The sequence below is a fragment of the Priestia sp. FSL R5-0597 genome (genome assembly GCF_038006305.1).
Taxonomy (GTDB): Bacteria; Bacillota; Bacilli; order Bacillales; family Bacillaceae_H; genus Priestia; species Priestia zanthoxyli.
The window spans coordinates 1,636,004-1,652,564 of the sequence record NZ_JBBOUZ010000001.1; the positions used below are offsets into that span (position 1 = coordinate 1,636,004).

General features: G+C 32.9%; 18 protein-coding genes and 1 pseudogene. 15 read left to right on the forward strand and 4 right to left on the reverse strand.

Annotation, left to right across the window (positions count from 1 at the left end; translation table 11 throughout):
* Positions 1-36 precede the first annotated feature (36 nt).
* Both MKX72_RS08235 and MKX72_RS08240 read left to right on the forward strand, forming a co-directional pair.
* Positions 37-486 (forward strand): GNAT family N-acetyltransferase, encoded by a 450-nt coding sequence (locus tag MKX72_RS08235; protein ID WP_155008581.1) that lies wholly within the window; start codon positions 37-39, stop codon positions 484-486.
* A gap of 148 nt (positions 487-634) precedes the next feature.
* Complete coding sequence (locus tag MKX72_RS08240; protein WP_155008579.1) at positions 635-1,399, forward strand: class I SAM-dependent methyltransferase; 765 nt, start codon at positions 635-637, stop codon at positions 1,397-1,399.
* Positions 1,400-1,495: 96 nt separating this feature from the next.
* On the opposite strand, the gene MKX72_RS08245 is transcribed toward MKX72_RS08240, so the two are convergent.
* Entirely contained in the window at positions 1,496-2,143 is a 648-nt protein-coding gene (locus MKX72_RS08245; protein WP_034265164.1) for a YczE/YyaS/YitT family protein, read from the reverse strand.
* A 113-nt stretch (positions 2,144-2,256) separates the two neighbouring features.
* Between MKX72_RS08245 and MKX72_RS08250 the strand changes: the two genes are divergently transcribed.
* Positions 2,257-2,709 carry a MarR family winged helix-turn-helix transcriptional regulator gene (locus tag MKX72_RS08250; RefSeq protein WP_013056339.1) on the forward strand — a complete coding sequence of 151 codons (453 nt, stop codon included), beginning with the start codon at positions 2,257-2,259 and terminating at the stop codon, positions 2,707-2,709.
* A 19-nt stretch (positions 2,710-2,728) separates the two neighbouring features.
* Positions 2,729-3,256, forward strand: coding sequence for a GNAT family N-acetyltransferase (locus MKX72_RS08255; RefSeq protein ID WP_098113401.1), 528 nt, complete (start codon positions 2,729-2,731; stop codon positions 3,254-3,256).
* Positions 3,257-3,551: 295 nt separating this feature from the next.
* Here the strand turns inward: MKX72_RS08255 and MKX72_RS08260 are convergent, their stop codons facing one another.
* Positions 3,552-4,133, reverse strand: a complete 582-nt coding sequence (locus MKX72_RS08260; protein ID WP_028413907.1) for a DUF2087 domain-containing protein — start codon at positions 4,131-4,133, stop codon at positions 3,552-3,554.
* A 317-nt stretch (positions 4,134-4,450) separates the two neighbouring features.
* Here MKX72_RS08260 and MKX72_RS08265 point away from each other — a divergent pair, with 317 nt between their 5' ends.
* Complete coding sequence (locus MKX72_RS08265; protein ID WP_028413906.1) at positions 4,451-5,119, forward strand: type 1 glutamine amidotransferase domain-containing protein; 669 nt, start codon at positions 4,451-4,453, stop codon at positions 5,117-5,119.
* A gap of 121 nt (positions 5,120-5,240) precedes the next feature.
* Here MKX72_RS08265 and MKX72_RS08270 read toward each other — a convergent pair whose 3' ends face one another.
* Positions 5,241-5,435, reverse strand: a complete 195-nt coding sequence (locus MKX72_RS08270; protein WP_013056341.1) for a hypothetical protein — start codon at positions 5,433-5,435, stop codon at positions 5,241-5,243.
* Between the two features lie 236 nt (positions 5,436-5,671).
* Between MKX72_RS08270 and MKX72_RS08275 the strand changes: the two genes are divergently transcribed.
* The 10 genes and pseudogenes from MKX72_RS08275 to MKX72_RS08315 all read left to right on the forward strand — a co-directional run bounded on the left by MKX72_RS08275 (position 5,672) and on the right by MKX72_RS08315 (position 15,620).
* The gene (locus MKX72_RS08275) at positions 5,672-6,154 is read left to right on the forward strand and encodes a hypothetical protein (protein WP_155008578.1); all 483 of its coding nucleotides are present in this window, start codon (positions 5,672-5,674) and stop codon (positions 6,152-6,154) included.
* A gap of 49 nt (positions 6,155-6,203) precedes the next feature.
* Positions 6,204-6,566 (forward strand): hypothetical protein, encoded by a 363-nt coding sequence (locus MKX72_RS08280; RefSeq protein ID WP_028413904.1) that lies wholly within the window; start codon positions 6,204-6,206, stop codon positions 6,564-6,566.
* A 25-nt stretch (positions 6,567-6,591) separates the two neighbouring features.
* Positions 6,592-6,754, forward strand: a pseudogene (locus MKX72_RS28305) (DUF6980 family protein).
* 629 nt (positions 6,755-7,383) lie between these two features.
* Positions 7,384-7,908, forward strand: a complete 525-nt coding sequence (locus MKX72_RS08285) for a hypothetical protein (RefSeq protein ID WP_155008576.1) — start codon at positions 7,384-7,386, stop codon at positions 7,906-7,908.
* An 80-nt stretch (positions 7,909-7,988) separates the two neighbouring features.
* Positions 7,989-8,288 carry a hypothetical protein gene (locus MKX72_RS08290; RefSeq protein WP_047751293.1) on the forward strand — a complete coding sequence of 100 codons (300 nt, stop codon included), beginning with the start codon at positions 7,989-7,991 and terminating at the stop codon, positions 8,286-8,288.
* A gap of 718 nt (positions 8,289-9,006) precedes the next feature.
* A complete protein-coding gene (locus MKX72_RS08295; RefSeq protein WP_034265158.1) occupies positions 9,007-9,222 on the forward strand; it encodes a DUF6366 family protein in 216 nt (71 codons plus the stop codon).
* A gap of 392 nt (positions 9,223-9,614) precedes the next feature.
* Positions 9,615-10,286 (forward strand): HAD hydrolase-like protein, encoded by a 672-nt coding sequence (locus MKX72_RS08300; protein WP_028413897.1) that lies wholly within the window; start codon positions 9,615-9,617, stop codon positions 10,284-10,286.
* Between the two features lie 780 nt (positions 10,287-11,066).
* Positions 11,067-13,580 carry a PEP/pyruvate-binding domain-containing protein gene (locus MKX72_RS08305; protein WP_155008574.1) on the forward strand — a complete coding sequence of 838 codons (2,514 nt, stop codon included), beginning with the start codon at positions 11,067-11,069 and terminating at the stop codon, positions 13,578-13,580.
* A 101-nt stretch (positions 13,581-13,681) separates the two neighbouring features.
* Positions 13,682-14,257: a TetR/AcrR family transcriptional regulator gene (locus tag MKX72_RS08310; RefSeq protein ID WP_223546497.1), complete on the forward strand. Its 576-nt coding sequence runs from the start codon at positions 13,682-13,684 to the stop codon at positions 14,255-14,257.
* A 16-nt stretch (positions 14,258-14,273) separates the two neighbouring features.
* The gene (locus MKX72_RS08315; RefSeq protein WP_155008572.1) at positions 14,274-15,620 is read left to right on the forward strand and encodes an MFS transporter; all 1,347 of its coding nucleotides are present in this window, start codon (positions 14,274-14,276) and stop codon (positions 15,618-15,620) included.
* Between the two features lie 598 nt (positions 15,621-16,218).
* Here the strand turns inward: MKX72_RS08315 and MKX72_RS08320 are convergent.
* Positions 16,219-16,500: a YesK family protein gene (locus tag MKX72_RS08320; protein WP_155008570.1), complete on the reverse strand. Its 282-nt coding sequence runs from the start codon at positions 16,498-16,500 to the stop codon at positions 16,219-16,221.
* Positions 16,501-16,561: the final 61 nt, after the last annotated feature.

Sequence of the window (16,561 nt, forward strand, 5' to 3'; positions counted from 1 at the left end):
ATACGAATAGCACAATGACAGATAAGGGGAAAATGTATGGCCCATTTTAATGTTGATATTGTTCACTATCATCCACAATTTGCTGAGGCAACGGTAAAAATGTGGAGAGATAGTAAAGAAAAAGCGATTGGACAAAAGGAAATGCACAGTTTTGACCGTCATATTTATTTTTTAGATCATATATTGTCAGCACACTATAAAGTTGAATTAGCGTTAATAGATGAACAAATAGTAGGAATGGTCGCCTATAACGCTGATGAAATTAACCAGCTGTACATTCATATAGATTATCAAGGAGGAGGAATCGGACAGCGATTGCTTGAAAGAGCCAAAGCAGAATCAAATGGAAAATTAACATTATGTACATTTGAACAAAATAAAAACGCACAGCGATTTTACGAAAAACACGGCTTCAGTATTATAAAAAGAGGAGGTGAAAACGAAGAGAAACTACCCGATATTACATATGAATGGACAAATAAATGAAAAATACGTAATTCGGATGAAGGAGCGGTTATTTTGAATAAGTTAGCATATGAAACATAACAACGCTGCCTGTATGTTCGTGGCCCGCCTTTTACTAGTTTAGGATAGATGATTAATGCTGACTGACTATTAAAAGGAGGATTTTAACATGATAACGGACAAACATTTTTTAAATGCTGTAAACAATACAAATGTTGATTTTACTGGATGGGATTTTTCTATTATTACTCGTACTGGTCGTATGGATAGCGATATGCTTTCGTGGTCATACGGAAGTGAAGCTTTTCGCCTTATTCAAAACTCTAATGCTGCTTTAGATATGGGAACAGGAGGAGGAGAGTTTTTATCTTTGTTACAACCTTTTCCTCGCGTTATGTATGCTACCGAAGGATACAAACCTAACGTTCCAATCGCTAAAAAACGGTTAGAGCCATTTGGTGTCACAGTTGTTGAACGAACTGAAAACGAGAATCTACCGTTTAAAGATGGTACATTTGATTTAATTTTGAACCAGCACGAAGCTTTTTGTGCTTCTGAAGTGAGAAGGATTTTGTCTAAGGGAGGCACGTTTTTCACTCAGCAAGTGGGAGGGTTAGACTGTTCACGAATCAATGAATGTATAGGGGTTCCAATAAATAAAGAGTTTTGTAATTGGAATTTAAAGAAAGCAATAGAAGAGCTCCAACAAAGTTCTTTTAACATCATCTTTTGCAAGGAAGAGTTTCCTGTGCAGAGATTTTATGATATCGGGGCGCTAGTTTTTTATCTAAATGCAATTCCTTGGCAAGTTCCTAATTTTGATATAGAAACACATATTGGCGGATTGTATAATATCCATCAAATTATACAGTCTCAAGGGTTTTTCGACGTAGAACAACATCGTTTTATTATTAAAGCTGAGGCAAAAAAATAGAGTAATCACACACAGAAGGCGGATCTCTAACTGGAGATCCGCTTTTTGTGCATCAATGATGATTGTGCATGAAAACCATGATATAGACAGAATTAGTTACGTAATGGAACGTTTATGATCTTTAATATGATTTTTTAATGTATGAGATGTTGGTAATATGCAGTCTACTGCTTTTTGAGTAATGGGCATAAAGAAATTAAGCAGCACGCCGCCTAAACACACGGTTAATAACGTTCCAACACCAATTGGTCCGTTTAAAAATATTGCAGCTAGTAAGAATGTGAGGTAAATAAATGTTCTTGAAAGAAATAAATTGGTTTTAGCTAGTTTTTGTATGATTAATGTTAAGCGGTCAATTGGAATAGGTGCAAAATTTGTATGTAAATAGGCTGAGGTTCCTACTCCTATAATGATTAAACCGATTCCGAAACAACATACTTTGCTGTACCAACTTTCGAACGTAATCCAATTCTTTAAGAAAAAAAGCCATATATCGATACCAAGACCTGTTATGAATGCCGTTAACAGTCCCAGTATTTCTGGCTTTTGTTTGCTTAAAAGAGAATTACCACAAATTAAAATACAGGCAAGTATAATCTCCCAGCTTCCAACGCTAAAACCTACGTTTAGTGACAGTCCAACCAACAGTGCATCAAAAGGTGAAGCTCCTAGGTTAGATTGTATCGTCAAAGCAATTCCAAGAGTTAATAGTAAAATTCCTCCTGCATAAACAACATACTTCACTGTCATCATCCTTTTTGTTATTTTTTGTTGCAAATGCAACTATTTTGAGATACATTAAATGTAGATTATTTTTATTGTATTTGCAACAAAAATATGTATAAAGGAGATATTTTATGAGTGAAATTCTGCGTGAAATTGGCATGATAGCAAGAGCGTTGGATTCAATTAGTAATATAGAATTTAAAGAATATGACCTGACAAAAGGGCAGTATTTGTATTTGGTGCGAATATGTGAAAATCCAGGAATCATTCAGGAAAAGTTAGCTGAAATGATAAAAGTAGATCGCACAACAGCGGCTCGGGCTATAAAAAAGCTTGAAATGAATGGTTTTATTGAAAAGAAAGATGATCTCCATAATAAAAAAAATAAAAACCTTTTTCCTACTGAAAAAGGGAAGAACGTATACCCGTTTATAAAAAGAGAAAATGATTATTCGGATAAAGTGGCATTAGAAGGTTTTACCCAGGAAGAAGCAGATACCATTCTTAAGCTAGTTCAAAGAGTAAGAAAAAATATCGAAACAGACTGGGAGTTTGTCAAAAAAGGAAACAAGAGAAATTATTGATGATATAAAGGAGAGGCGCATGTCAGTAATGATGCATATAAAAAAGTGTATTCTTGAAGATGTATATGATCTTCAAGACGTTAGCTATAAAACGTTTTATGAGACATTTAAAGATCAGAATTCACAAGAAAATATGACAGCTTATTTAGAAAAAGCATTTACAATCGAACAGCTAGAAAAAGAACTATCTAATACGTCCTCGCAATTCTTTTTTATGTATGTTAATCATGAAATTGCAGGTTATTTAAAGGTTAATATGAATGACGCTCAGTCTGAAGAGATGGGGGAAGAAGCGCTTGAAATTGAAAGAATTTATATAGGTAACAGCTTTCAAAAACAAGGACTTGGTAAACATTTATTTAATAAATCAGTAGAGATAGCAACGACATTTAATAAAAAGAAAATTTGGTTAGGGGTATGGGAAAAAAATAAAAATGCGATTGCTTTTTACAAGAAACAGGGATTTGTTCAAATTGGATCTCACTCATTTTATATGGGAGACGAAGAACAAATAGATCTCATCATGGTTAAAACACTTTTTTTATAGTTTTAAAAAATAAGGATTATTCACTAATTTAACTGGTAGAGGATAATCCTTATTGCATACAGAGACTTTATGCTTTTCTTCAAAGCAGATGCTTTTAGGGGAAGCAGTAAGCAAACTAATATGGTTGCTGTGCCAACACATAGGAGAATAAAATTAATGTCACATGCTTACCAAAATGTTGCCTTCTTTCATTTTGGAAATTACATTTTTACTTTAATTCTATTTGAAACAACACAAACTAATTAGACATATATCGAATTAGAAGGCTTAAAAAATGAACGTTTTTACGTCCACTTTAATAAATAACGGGCCACATCTCTTTCGGATTTAACTCGTATTCTCCATTTTGCCTATACATAAAATGCTGCATAATTAACTCTCTGCGAATCGTTGCATAATCTTCATGATATTTTTTAATATGTTCATTTAATTCTTTTTCTGGATACGTTTTTCCGTGCTGTAAATCACGTATTAAATAGGCTAATATTACGTTCTTTTTCTTTCTTTGACTTGGAATAATTTTTAAAGTACCGTCACTATTTATAAAGTTTTTAACAATAGATAATTTGTCTTTATCCTGTAAATGGTTGTCTTGATTTTCCATCGAATCCTCTCCAATACTTAAAATAGCCTTCGAGTTATATTCAAGTCTTTCAAGGTCTAGATAAAAATAAATAATGTTTCCTTGTCTTCTTTGATAAACAATTCCTACATCTCTTAGCTTTGAAATATGATGAGTAATAGTTGAAGGTTGCAACCCCAGCTTATAAGCAATTGCTTGCCCGTGAAGAGGCCCTTTTTTTAATAGTGAAATAATTCTAATCCTCGTAGGATCACCAACGGCTTTATGATAATTAACCAACTTATCCAATTGCATAGCTTAATACCTTCTCCCTCTAATTCGATATATATCTAATTTGATATTAATCGAATTGGGTGTACATGTCAAAAAAATATTTAAAGTGAAGACTTGTCACACTGCATATAAAAAATCGGCTCCGTCTAATCTTTAAAGTGTAAAAAAGATCCTGCTTCTCTATATAATTCAACTATTATTTTCACCTGTTCTTTTTATTAGTAAGAAAAAGTTACCATGTTTTCATCAAATAATACCGGGGAACATATTCAAAGAGATAAATGAATTATTAATGATACATGTATGTAAATAATAAATGAAAAAGGAATGAGTAAATCATGGCAGGAAATTCAAAAGTTTTAATGGTTGTTACAAATGGACATACGATGGAAAATGGAGAGCTTGCTGGAATTTGGCTTACAGAATTCTCTGAAGCATATTTAGAATTTAAAAAAGAAGGATACGAAGTAGTCGTAGCAAGTCCAAAAGGCGGAAAATCACCTGTGGATCCTAACAGCTTAACAGATGATGTGACGGACGAAGACAAAGAAGCAGGAAAACTTTTAGAGAATACAAAATCATTAGCTGAAGTAAGTTCACAAGAATTTGCAGGTATGTTTGTACCTGGAGGGCACGGAACAATGTTTGACTTTCCAGACGATACGCACTTACATCGTTTGCTAACAGAATTTGCTGAAGACGACAAGCTAATTGCAGCGGTATGCCACGGACCGGCAGCTCTTGTAGGCGGAAAGCTTAAAAATGGTGAGCCGATTGTAAAAGGAAAACGTATTACAGCGTTTACTGATTCAGAAGAGAAAGATACAACGTTAGATAAATACATGCCGTTTCTTCTTGAAACAAAGCTTCGTGAGCTAGGCGCCGAGTTTATTGCAAAAGATAATTGGAGCGATCATATTGAAGTAGACGGAAAGCTTTTAACAGGACAAAATCCGCAGTCTACAATCAGCCTAGCAAAAGAATTTGTGCGTGCTTTAAACGCGTAAAAGTATGTATAGCCTTAATGGGGATGTCTCATGAGTGTTTGAGACATCCCCATTTCTTTAGGGTGAAATAAAATGAGAATTAAGGAAAACAAAAAGGGCGGCTATCTAAATAGCTGCCCTTTTATTTATTAGAAGATTTATTTCTGAAAATGTATGTAGTAATTCCTGTCACAATGATAACAGCCACAATACAAATGATCAGACGAACAATCTGTGTCACAAAAATATTATCTGCAATACTCATGTGTTTCGTTAGAATTAACGTTCCATAAGCAGCTAAAACAGATAAAAACATATTGACGATTCGTTGAGCCATGTTGTCGTTACTCCTTTCATTCCACTACTTTACACTTTAACATATGTATTCACTGTAAAAAATATCGAATTACAAGTATGTCAGAAAATCAGCACTCTCGTAAAAGATTCCACACGTAAGGAAGTAGCTGATATCATATTAGTTATGACGACTAAACGCAGTTCAGAGAAGGAAATGAGCTTTCTTTAGTCGAATTTAACATGCTTATATTCTTTTTTTAGATAGGTGGGAAAAGCTTGTTTGATAAATTGAAAAAGCTATTTATGAATAAACAGGGTCAGGAAGCAGATGACAAATACATTCTAGTCCCTGAGAGTGAAATAAATGAGAATTTAAAAAGAGAGATAGTGAAGTTGGAAGAAGTAGGAGAGGCATACAGCGAAAGTCTTCAGCACAAATATAGAAATAAATTTGAACATGATGGTAAGCAGAACTTAAAAATATGGGTGTGTCGAGATATTGATGGCGACCAACTACCAAATCTAAGTTCGGAGCAGTGTCTAGAAAAAGAATATCGTTCCCAAGTTGCGATAAACTTTGATGGATTTACAGATGAAGAAGATGAAGAAGATGAAGAAGATGCATACGTTCATTACCTTCAGTTGTGGTATTACTTTGGTGGGTATTTTAAAGGGACAGGTACTTTGTATGATTTGTCAAAAAATCATTTAGAAGCTGATATTGAAGAAAAGTTAGAAGAATTACTGAACCAATTATAGATTTCTACTTAGCACTGAGATTATTTGTTAATACACAGGGGGAAGGAATATGAGGGGGAGGCCAGAGTTAGAAATAGAAAGGGAAAAAGTTTATAAAACGAAAAAAAATCCTAACGGAACATTTATAGCGCGAATTATTCAAGTGCCTAAGGAAGAAAATATGTTAGATTTCATGTTGGAAATCAAACACTTAAGGAAAAAGGAACTTACTTATAAAAATCTATTAGTAACGACTGAAAACTGGTATGATTCTTTTCGTCTTGCTAGAGGAGATCTGAAATGGGTATCTTTGCATACAGTAGCTGTGTGGGACTGGTTGGGACATAAATTAGTTGAGGTAGCAGCCCCAACCGGTAAGGAAAATTATCGTATTTCAGATGACCACTGTTCAGCTTACCGAGAAAAGCAATAATGACGATATAGTAAGGAGAAAACGAATGAAAAAGCATTGCTGCGATTATATGAATTATCATGTGAACTTTACGTGTGATATTCATAGTGATCCATTTGAGTGTCCAGGAATACGGTTTAATTATCCATGATGGTGGTTCATCCATCATTGGAATTTCATTTTGCCTATGGTGTGGTAAGAAGCTTTAACTTAAGTATGAAGGGGGATTCTCTTCACTCTCGGAATGGGGGATTATACTTGATCTTACGTTATCTAGCTATGTTATCAGGATTGGGAATAGCTTTATTAAACCTTTTTGACCCTTTACATCAAGGGATTACGCGCTGGTTAATGGTTATCTGTGGCTTGTTGATTTTTATTAGCCATTTAAAATTCATCGTAGATAAGAAATCGAAAACAACGGATAATCAAAAGAAGACCTACTGATAAGATTTTCTTTTGATTTAGTCCTGTTGATAAACGGTGTTATGTAAACGAAAAACTTATTGAATATGTAGGAGAGAAATAAAAAAGAAAAATATATGTTATAATAATCATAAATATCCAAAAAAAGGAACTAATTGTTGTGGTCAATCGTAAATTTAATTCTCTATTTATCATCTATCCTATCGTTTTCTTTGTAGTGCGTACTGTTTTTTCTTTTGTGAAAAATAGCGCTGCGGAATCTGTTTATGAGACGTTAGCTATACTTGCCATGTATTATTTTGCAGTTAGTGTTTTCTATTCGATTGACTTGTATAGGCAAAAGAAAAATAGTTAATAGATTAGACAATGCTGAGAGTCAGAGTAAAAACAAACGATATAAAGGAGTCTAACAGTGCGCATTAAGAATTATTTTTTGTTCGTCTTTCCACTCATTTTACTATTAGTAGCTAGCTGTGATCCATCTTCTACACCTAAAGAAAAATACTATTCAAGCACCAAAAGCACAAACCTTGAATCAGAAAACGTTCAATTAGTATCAATAGGCAGTTCTAAATACGAGGTAGCAAGTTGTTTGAAGAAGAAACCAAAATTTATAGAGATTACTGAGCAGCCTCCGTATACTACCTACATTTACGGAAAAAGCACAGAAAAGTATGATGTTGAATTTAAAATTGTAGATAATCAAGTCAGCAGATATGACTTGATTAGTAACAAGTATGCTACAGAGAAGGGAATACATACTGGTGACAGCAAACAAAGTGTCGTTAGGGCATATGGTAAAAATTATTACGACAGAGAAGATACCGGAGCAACAATAATAGGGTATTTTGATAAAACTCATAAACTCAATATTGAGTTTTCTTTAGATGATAAGGACAAAGTTGGAGGGGTTTTGGTTCAAAAAATAAATGGTTAATATGGGCTATAATCAACTTTTTATAAAATGAAAATATAGTGATTAATAAATTTGAAATAATAATAGAGAGGAATATATTAATGCTTGGGGAACCATTTACATTATTAAGGCCTATTTATTACCTGATCGCAGTTTTTTCAGTATGCAATTTGGTGTATATAATTTTCTTGAGAAATAAAGTCAAAGCAAGTAGTTATGTAATCGTCAATTCTTTTTTCTTTTTAATAATTGCAGCAGCCTTATTGTTTCAAGAAGGCATCATTGTAGATGAATTTAATCGTTCAGGTGATTCTGTAACCTTTTATTTAACGATGTTATTGGGCTTTTTGTTTATAGCTAGTTTCATTTTTCAAAGAAAGAAAATGAGAGATAAAAATTGAAGTAAATAAATATAATCATGTTTGCTGTAACTTTCAATATTTGCTCTTTTATGTAAATTGAGTGTTAGGGCGACCAATCTACAACAAATAAAGGGAAAGGATTTTTCTATTGAGCAACTTTATTAAAGTAGTACCGTCAACTTTTATACTTCTCTACATAGTATTCTTCTTTTTAAATATTTCGTATCGTTACGGTGTTTCTTATTTATATAGCTTTTTTCTTTTTTTGTTTTTGTCGTTAATATCTGTAGTTTTATGTTTAGTAATATGGTTTAAGAATAAGGAACGTCTTTTTCTATTTTTGACCGTCGTTTCAATCCTCCAACTTATGTTTACTGTTTTTATTTATCTTTTACCAGAAGCAGGAACCAAACCATTGATCTATGAAAAAGCAATTATAAAAGAAGAGGTTTTAAATAAATAAGCTTACACAAAAAAACTTCAAGAATGTGTATCTAGTATAAGGCTATTAAAGAGATCCCCTTAAATAAAGAGGATCTCTTTGATGTAGGTGTTTGTAATAGTAATTATATTAACTAGAGCTGTATACTTTTTCATTAAAAAGCGTTGTTTCATACTTATTAAAAAAAGAAATGTGTACAGTTAGTTGAGGAAAAGAGATCTGTCACTATAGATTTCTTTCTTTGTTTCTAAAAAAACCATTATTTTATATTTTAACCATAATATGTTATAATGTTTTAAAAATGGTGGTGTGACAATGAGCGAAGATAAAGAAACACCTGAAAGAAGAAGAGAGAGATTAAAACACGAAGAGGTAAAAAGAAATCCAGCTGGGAATATGAACGATGCATTTAATAGAAATGAAGCTGGAAACTTATCTGGTTTAGCAGGCAGCTTAGGATGGAAGGGTCTTGGTGTACTTATTACTGTAATGATTATAGGTTTTATCATTGCGTCACTATTTTTAAAATAATATCAGGTTTATAAATTAAGAGTACTGGAGGCGCTTTTTTGAAAAACTATGCAGTGTTTATTGGTAGTTTTATATTGTTGCTATTTGCTTTTCAAATTGTTTCTGGTCTATTTCTTACACTTACATATGTACCTGAGACTTCACAGCACTTGAGTAGCTCAACGGTCAGTATTTTTTCTGTTAATTATCCATTTTTAAGTTCGATTATAGCGGCCACTTTTTCATTTATTATTTCAAACAAAGTATGTAAAGTTAAGAAGAGTACCTATAAATAAGTAGGTGCTCTTTTTGTGCTGAGAACAGTGATTACTATTTTTAATAAATTACATATTCCTTTTTATGGTATTGTATATAGATACGTATTAAATACTGTTGAAAGAGGGAGATACTTAATGTTGCAATCACTAATCTTTGATATGGATGGAACGCTGTTTCAAACAGATAAAATTTTAGAATTATCACTTGATGATACCTTTAACCATTTGCGTACACTCAATCAGTGGAATACTAGTACTCCTGTTGATAAGTATCGTGAAATCATGGGTGTACCGTTACCCAAAGTATGGGAAGCTTTATTACCTACTCATTCAGGTGAAATAAGAAAGTATACGAATGACTATTTTTTGAAAAGCTTAGTTGAGAATATAAAAAAAGGCAAAGGCGCTTTATACCCTAATGTAAAAGAGGTCTTTAGCTATTTAAAAGAAAATAATTGCTCCATTTACATAGCAAGTAACGGTTTGAAGGAATATTTAGAAGCGATTGTAGACCATTACGATTTGGATAAGTGGGTAACAGAAACATTTAGTATTCAACAAATCCAAACGCTCGATAAAGGAGATTTAGTCAAAACGATTATAAAGAAATACGATGTAAAGCACGCAGCAGTAGTGGGAGACCGTCTATCGGATATCAATGCTGCAAGGGATAATGGTTTAATGGCAGTGGGGTGCAATTTTGATTTTGCTCAAGAAGCTGAGCTTGCACAGGCTGATGTGGTAATAGATGATTTAATGGAGTTAAAAAGGATTGTATCCAACATAAATAGTAGCTTGTCAGTTTAATAGACTGATCCTCGTACATAACCATTATAGATGGTGAATGTCTCAATTTTATTAAGAAAATAAATTTTTTATATGCATGTAAAAGGATAGGTCTTTAAAGGGCTATCCTTTTCGTTTACCTTACAGTATTGGAATCCACTTGATTTTTTAAATCTTCACTGCAGTTTCTGCTCCGTCAATGAACTCACACATATATAGACTTAAATCTACTGAAGTTGAAACATAAGTAATGAGCGGTTCCCCTGTAATTTAAAATGTTTACATAATCTTTTCTTGTCATTAATAAATGGTTTACAATACTGAGCTATGCTTAGGTTAAGATTTCCAAAATAGTTTTATAAGAAGGGAGAGTTTGGATTATGACTTCACATATGATTCGTAAATCTGATAGCGCTCACTTATATATTAGAGGATATAAGATAAAATTGTCACTCAGCCAGTGGAAGCTTGTAAGCACTCAGAGATAATGGTTAACCCAGCTGTAAAAGAGGAAAACCTCCATCTTAATTTAGATGGGGTTTTTTGCATTTCTTTTAGTAACTTTTTAATTGGTTAACTATTTAGACTTTATAATAAAAAAGACTAATAAAAGTTAAAAAATGTAATAAAAAAGAGGAATATTATTTAAGTGAAATTAAAATAAAGCACAACTAAATATGCATTTTTTAAATGTTTTACCATTTTTTATTGACCATAAAAATTTAAAAGAATTAAAATAAATATAAAGTAAGTAATTACTTACATTTTTAAAATTAGTTTGTGGGAGGATGAATATTTTTAATGTATAGCTTAAGTTTTCAAAAGGTGGACGAGGCGAATGAACGAGTTGGAGCAAAAGCTTTAAACCTTATAAAAATGAAAAGAAAAAATTTACCGATTCCAGATGGGTTTGTTATTCAAACGGAAGCTTTAAAGCGATATATCGAATGGAACGGGATTGATCGTCAAACGGATAATATACACGAGAGAATTTTACACGGGGAAATTCCTATTGAAATTGAATCAGATCTCATAGAGGCATTTCGAAACCTAAAGTGCTCTTATACATCGGTAGCTGTTCGTTCATCATCTAGTGCTGAAGATTTAGAAGGTGCATCTTTTGCTGGCCAGTATGAAACCTATCTTAATGTGAAAAGTACCGAGGATTTTTTGAGTAAAGTGAAAGCGTGCTGGGCCTCATTTTTTACTGAAAGAGTCGAACAATATACTCAAAATATGTATGCTAATTTTGACGAAGTTTCAATGGCAGTTGTTGTTCAAGGGTTAATTGAGTCCGAAGTATCGGGAGTGATATTCAGTCAAAATCCTGTCACTCATAATACAAAAGAAATGATGATTAATGCCAGCTATGGACTAGGAGAAGCAATCGTATCAGGCTTAGTAACACCTGATGTTTACCTAGTTAATAAGCAAACTTTTAAAATAGAGAAAGAAAAGGGGCTAAAAGAAGTAAAAATAATTCCACTTGTTGAAGGAGTTGAAGAAATCAAAACAACGGAAGATGAGCAGCAAAGGTTTTGTTTGACAGACGAGAAAATCATTGAACTGGCCGAAATAACAAAAGAAGTAGAAGCTCTTTACCAACATCCCGTAGACATAGAGTTTGGGGTTCAAGACAATCAAGTATATCTATTGCAGGCAAGAGCTATTACTACATTAACAGAGGCCAAAGAATTAACTTCTTTCCAAAAAGATATATCTTTAAGTTTCGAGGATATGGAAGAGTTTTGGATTTTAAATGACACAAGTTTTTCTCATGCTGTTAGTCCTTTGTACGCTTCATTTATTATTCCGGCATTTTCTGAAGGAACAGCTGCTAGTTTTCAAAAGTTAAGCTTTATATTTGATAGACTTAACTTAAAAGTTTATAAAGGTCATATCTATACAAGAACGGAGCCCTTTAAAGGAGATTTCAATAAGAGAAGCCAAGAACATAAAGAATTAATGGAAAGTATTTATCCAGCCTTAACAAAACGAATGAATCAAATTATTAAGGAACAATTTTTATCTTACTATGACAAATTAGATAGCTCTACTTGGGAAAATTTCAACCTTCAGAGAGGAAAAGAGATTCTTCAAAGTTTGACTGATTTTTATAAAACGGCATATGATCTGCATTTTGATATTGTTATGCCTCAAATGTCTTTAAATACTATAGTTGAAGAGTACTATAAAAACCTTACAAATAAAAAATCCGGACACGATGTTTATGAGCTATTGACGGGGAAAATGAACAAATCGTTGGAAACTGATCAGGAGCTTTCTAGACTTGCTTTAACAGTTAAAGGCAATGCGGAACTTACTAAGATCTTCGAAGAAGAATGTACAGAAACTTTAGTGAAAAAGTTAGAGGAAAGTGAAGCAGGAAAAAGCTTTATGGCTGAATTAAATACTTTTCTAAAACAGTATGGATATCGAAACGTTGTAAGTCATGATTTTGTAGGAGAAACTTGGCTAGAGAATCCTCTTCACGCATTATCAATTATTCAAGGGTATGTTAAAGACAATTACAACTTTGATGAGAATTTCAAACAGACGGTCAAGAAACGTGAACAGAACTATAATGAATTTCTGGAACAGATAGCGGATAGCAAACACAAAGAAGAATTTAAAAAATATTATCAGTGGGCATTAGATGCGTCCGTTATAAGAGATGATCATCATTTTTATATCGATGCAATGCTGGATGCAAAAGCTCGTTTATTCCTACTTAAGCTAGGTAATTTACTAGTACATCATCATGTTTTTCTAGTGAAAGAAGATATTTTCTTCTTATATCTTGATGAACTAGAGTCTCTTTTAGAAAATCCAGTAGACATGACCCAATTAATTGAGAAACGTAAAGAAGAACATGTAGAACATGAGCAAACGTCTAATTTACCTAGATACTTCGGCGTCCCTGAAGCAGCTCAGCTGAAAGAAGCTGAGAAATATATGGGAGCTATTGAGGAAGATGACGCGAACAGCGAACATTCTATCAAAGGATTAGCCTCTTCTTCAGGAATCTATACCGGAAAAGTAAAAGTTATTTCAAACACAAAGGAATTTTACAAGTTAGAAAAAGGGGACGTTTTAGTATGTAAGACCACTACTCCACTTTGGACTACTTTATTTCAAACTGCGGGGGCTGTTATCACCGACGCTGGAGGTATTCTTTCTCATTCAGCAATAATTGCACGTGAATATGAAATTCCTGCAGTAGTTGGTACGAAAATAAGTACGGATAAGCTAAAAGATGGCGATATGGTTATGGTCGATGGTACGAATGGAATTGTCACGCTTTTAAATGACTAAATGATTCTCTTCGCTTCTATTTGACAACAGCTCTTTTTCCTTTATATACTGCCTAATGGAAAGTAAATACTTACATTCAGGAAGCATAAAGGATGATTAACATGAAAAAAGATGAAACAAAAAAGAAGATAACAAAAGCTACAATAGAACTGCTTAAAGAAAAAGGCTATAAAGGTACTACCACTAGAGAAATTGCAGAACAAGCTGGCGTTAATGAATTGACGGTTTTTCGCCACTTTGGCAATAAAGAAGGCATTATTCAAGCTATTGTCAAAACAACAAGCTTTTCACTTGAGATTTTTGATAAATCAATTGAATGGGAGCTTGAAAAAGATTTGACGAATTTCGGTTACCTGTTACTAAAAGACTTTGATAATAACCGAGACATGATTTCAATTGCTTTAAAAGACCCCTTAATTTTCTCACAGGCGCACGAGGAAATTATAAAAAAAATTAATGATACGAAAAAAATATTAAAAGAATACTTTGAAGAAATGCAAAGGAAAGGATCTATCAAAGAATTAGATTGCTGCACACAAGCAGAGATTTTCCTAAGTACGTATTGGGGATATTTTATGTATAAACTAAATTTTGGAGACAAAGCCTTACATGCGGATTATCAAGATATGATAAAAAACAGTATAAACACGTTTATAAAAGGAATTTCTCTCCACTAAAAGGAGGCATTAATGTTTGGGTAAACATAAAGAGCTTATCTTGATTATTTCATTGCTAATTGGGACATTTCTTGTACCAATTAATTCAACCATGATTGCCGTTGCTCTATCAACTATATCAGCTCATTTTAATGAACCACTTGCAAATATTTCGTGGGTAGTAACTATTTATTTGATTGTAATGGCTGTTACTCAGCCTATCGCTGGAAAGCTAGGAGATTTGTACGGAAACAGAAATATCTATTTATGGGGCGTAGTGTTCTTTCTTATAGCATCTTTAGGATGTATATTTTCAACTAATCTCATTTCCCTTATTATTTTTCGATCACTGCAGGCAGTAGGAGGAGCTTTACTCACCCCTAACACGATAGCCATCATTAGATATGTGGTGCCAAAAGAGCGGCTTCCTAAAATTTTAGGTGTATTTGGAATGGGAATGGGATTGGGTGCTGCAATTGGACCATTACTAGGGTCTGTATTGCTTGAAAACTTCAACTTGGAAGCTATATTCTGGGTGAATGTGCCTTTTCTTTTCTTAGCTTTAATCAGTGGCATAGTTATGATTCCTAAATCTAATGTAAAAAAACAAGCAAGTACTTTAGATATTCAAGGTTCCATCTATTTAGCCATTAGTATTTCCTTATTGATTTTATTAACACACGGTATGGAAATTACTAAGGCTTTAATAATGGGATTAGTATTTGTTTTATCTTCATTCTTGTTTATCAAAAGAGAAAATACGGCAGAAAACCCGATTATCAATTTTTCTTTGTTTAAAAATGCCACCTTTACAAGCGCTAATTTGTCTATTATGCTTAGCAATTTTGTTATGTATGTGATTTTATTAATTATGCCGCTGTTAATGAAGGCTCAATTTCACTTATCTACAGCACAAACGGGTATTGTTTTATCGGTTTTTTCGATTTCAATGTCTTTAAGCGGCTGGATAGGAGGATTGTTAAACAATAAGTTTAGTTCTAAAAAAGTGATTGGCTTTTCTTTTGCTATGATCATTTTCTCTACTATTCTTTTTCTATCTTTAGAGAACGTTGGATCTATTCTTTTTCTTATAGTGGCTTTAATTATTGGAGGTTTTTCGACCGGAATAGGTCTAACAAGCATGCAGATTGCCTCGCTAGACTCGGTAAGCAAAGAGCAATCTGGTACAGCCTCTGGCATTTATTCAACGTTTCGTTATTTCGGAAGTATTATTTCGTCCACGCTTATTGCTCTTGTTACAAGCTATAACTCCATCTTCATTGTTTTAGGGTTATCGGGGGTAGTAGGTATACTAGTAGCTAAAAACATTAAATCTGGTAGCCAAGACATGATAAGCAGCAATAATTCCAGTGCAAAAGCATAGTTGTTTTTTGATAAAGCTTTTGGTTATATATGCGATTTACTAATTAATCTATAAAGATAAGTAATGCTTCTGAAATAGGAGCATTACTTATTTTTTGACTAAATTTCTATGGATTGCTTTTTTAATGGTAATATTTAGCTGAAGGGATATACAGATAAAAAGTTCAATTACAATGGGAGAAGGGTTAATCTTATTTATCATTACAAGTATATTTATAGTAGCACTAGAGCTAAAAAACGGGGGCGAGGTTGAAAGATAAAACTTTTCATTATGAGAAAGGCGGGGATGAAATGGTAATCGGAATCGCATTAACTGTTTTAGTATTAGGTATTATGTTTGCGAGTAGACTAAGCCAAGGAAAGTCAGCTAAAAAAAAAATATATAGTATGGGGAACGACTATTATATTAATAATAACTCCATTCTTTTCATGTGTTGTTTCTATTCTGTTTAGTATTAATCAAGGAGATGATTTTGCAGAAGTTGGTTTAATGATGTTATCATTGCCGCTTTTCTTTTTAATCGGAGTCCTTACTCTTCTGATAGGTATTTTTAAGAAGGACAATATGAATAAAATCTATTTAGAAAGCAAAGAAAGCTCTAAGGTTTATTTATGGGGCTTTCTTTACTTCTTATTATCTCACTTAATAATATGATGATTATAGATATAATGGATCCTATAAAAATAGCAAAATTAACTACTCCAATTCCCATACCAGTTAATCCTCCGTAAAAATAGCTTATAATAACAATACTTAGACTAACTATTCCTGCAATTAAAGGTATTGTATATTTTAAAGAAGATGTTGTTCTGCTCAGTTTGTATGAAAGTAAAAGTAAGCAAGCAACTGTAGTTATAACAATCAAGTACATTATAGGCATTTTTAACCTCCTTGAGCTGTATGACATAAATATTACCATAAATTTACACACTGATAAATGT

Excerpts from the sequence above, each read along its gene's own strand:
- MKX72_RS08235 (WP_155008581.1), top strand. The coding sequence starts at position 37 with ATGGCCCATTTTAATGTTGATATTGTTCACTATCATCCACAATTTGCT.
- MKX72_RS08240 (WP_155008579.1), top strand. The coding sequence starts at position 635 with ATGATAACGGACAAACATTTTTTAAATGCTGTAAACAATACAAATGTT.
- MKX72_RS08250 (WP_013056339.1), top strand. The coding sequence starts at position 2,257 with ATGAGTGAAATTCTGCGTGAAATTGGCATGATAGCAAGAGCGTTGGAT.
- MKX72_RS08255 (WP_098113401.1), top strand. The coding sequence starts at position 2,729 with ATGTCAGTAATGATGCATATAAAAAAGTGTATTCTTGAAGATGTATAT.
- MKX72_RS08260 (WP_028413907.1), bottom strand. The coding sequence starts at position 4,133 with ATGCAATTGGATAAGTTGGTTAATTATCATAAAGCCGTTGGTGATCCT.
- MKX72_RS08265 (WP_028413906.1), top strand. The coding sequence starts at position 4,451 with ATGGCAGGAAATTCAAAAGTTTTAATGGTTGTTACAAATGGACATACG.
- MKX72_RS08270 (WP_013056341.1), bottom strand. The coding sequence starts at position 5,435 with ATGGCTCAACGAATCGTCAATATGTTTTTATCTGTTTTAGCTGCTTAT.
- MKX72_RS08280 (WP_028413904.1), top strand. The coding sequence starts at position 6,204 with ATGAGGGGGAGGCCAGAGTTAGAAATAGAAAGGGAAAAAGTTTATAAA.
- MKX72_RS08290 (WP_047751293.1), top strand. The coding sequence starts at position 7,989 with ATGCTTGGGGAACCATTTACATTATTAAGGCCTATTTATTACCTGATC.
- MKX72_RS08295 (WP_034265158.1), top strand. The coding sequence starts at position 9,007 with ATGAGCGAAGATAAAGAAACACCTGAAAGAAGAAGAGAGAGATTAAAA.
- MKX72_RS08300 (WP_028413897.1), top strand. The coding sequence starts at position 9,615 with ATGTTGCAATCACTAATCTTTGATATGGATGGAACGCTGTTTCAAACA.
- MKX72_RS08305 (WP_155008574.1), top strand. The coding sequence starts at position 11,067 with ATGTATAGCTTAAGTTTTCAAAAGGTGGACGAGGCGAATGAACGAGTT.
- MKX72_RS08310 (WP_223546497.1), top strand. The coding sequence starts at position 13,682 with ATGAAAAAAGATGAAACAAAAAAGAAGATAACAAAAGCTACAATAGAA.
- MKX72_RS08320 (WP_155008570.1), bottom strand. The coding sequence starts at position 16,500 with ATGCCTATAATGTACTTGATTGTTATAACTACAGTTGCTTGCTTACTT.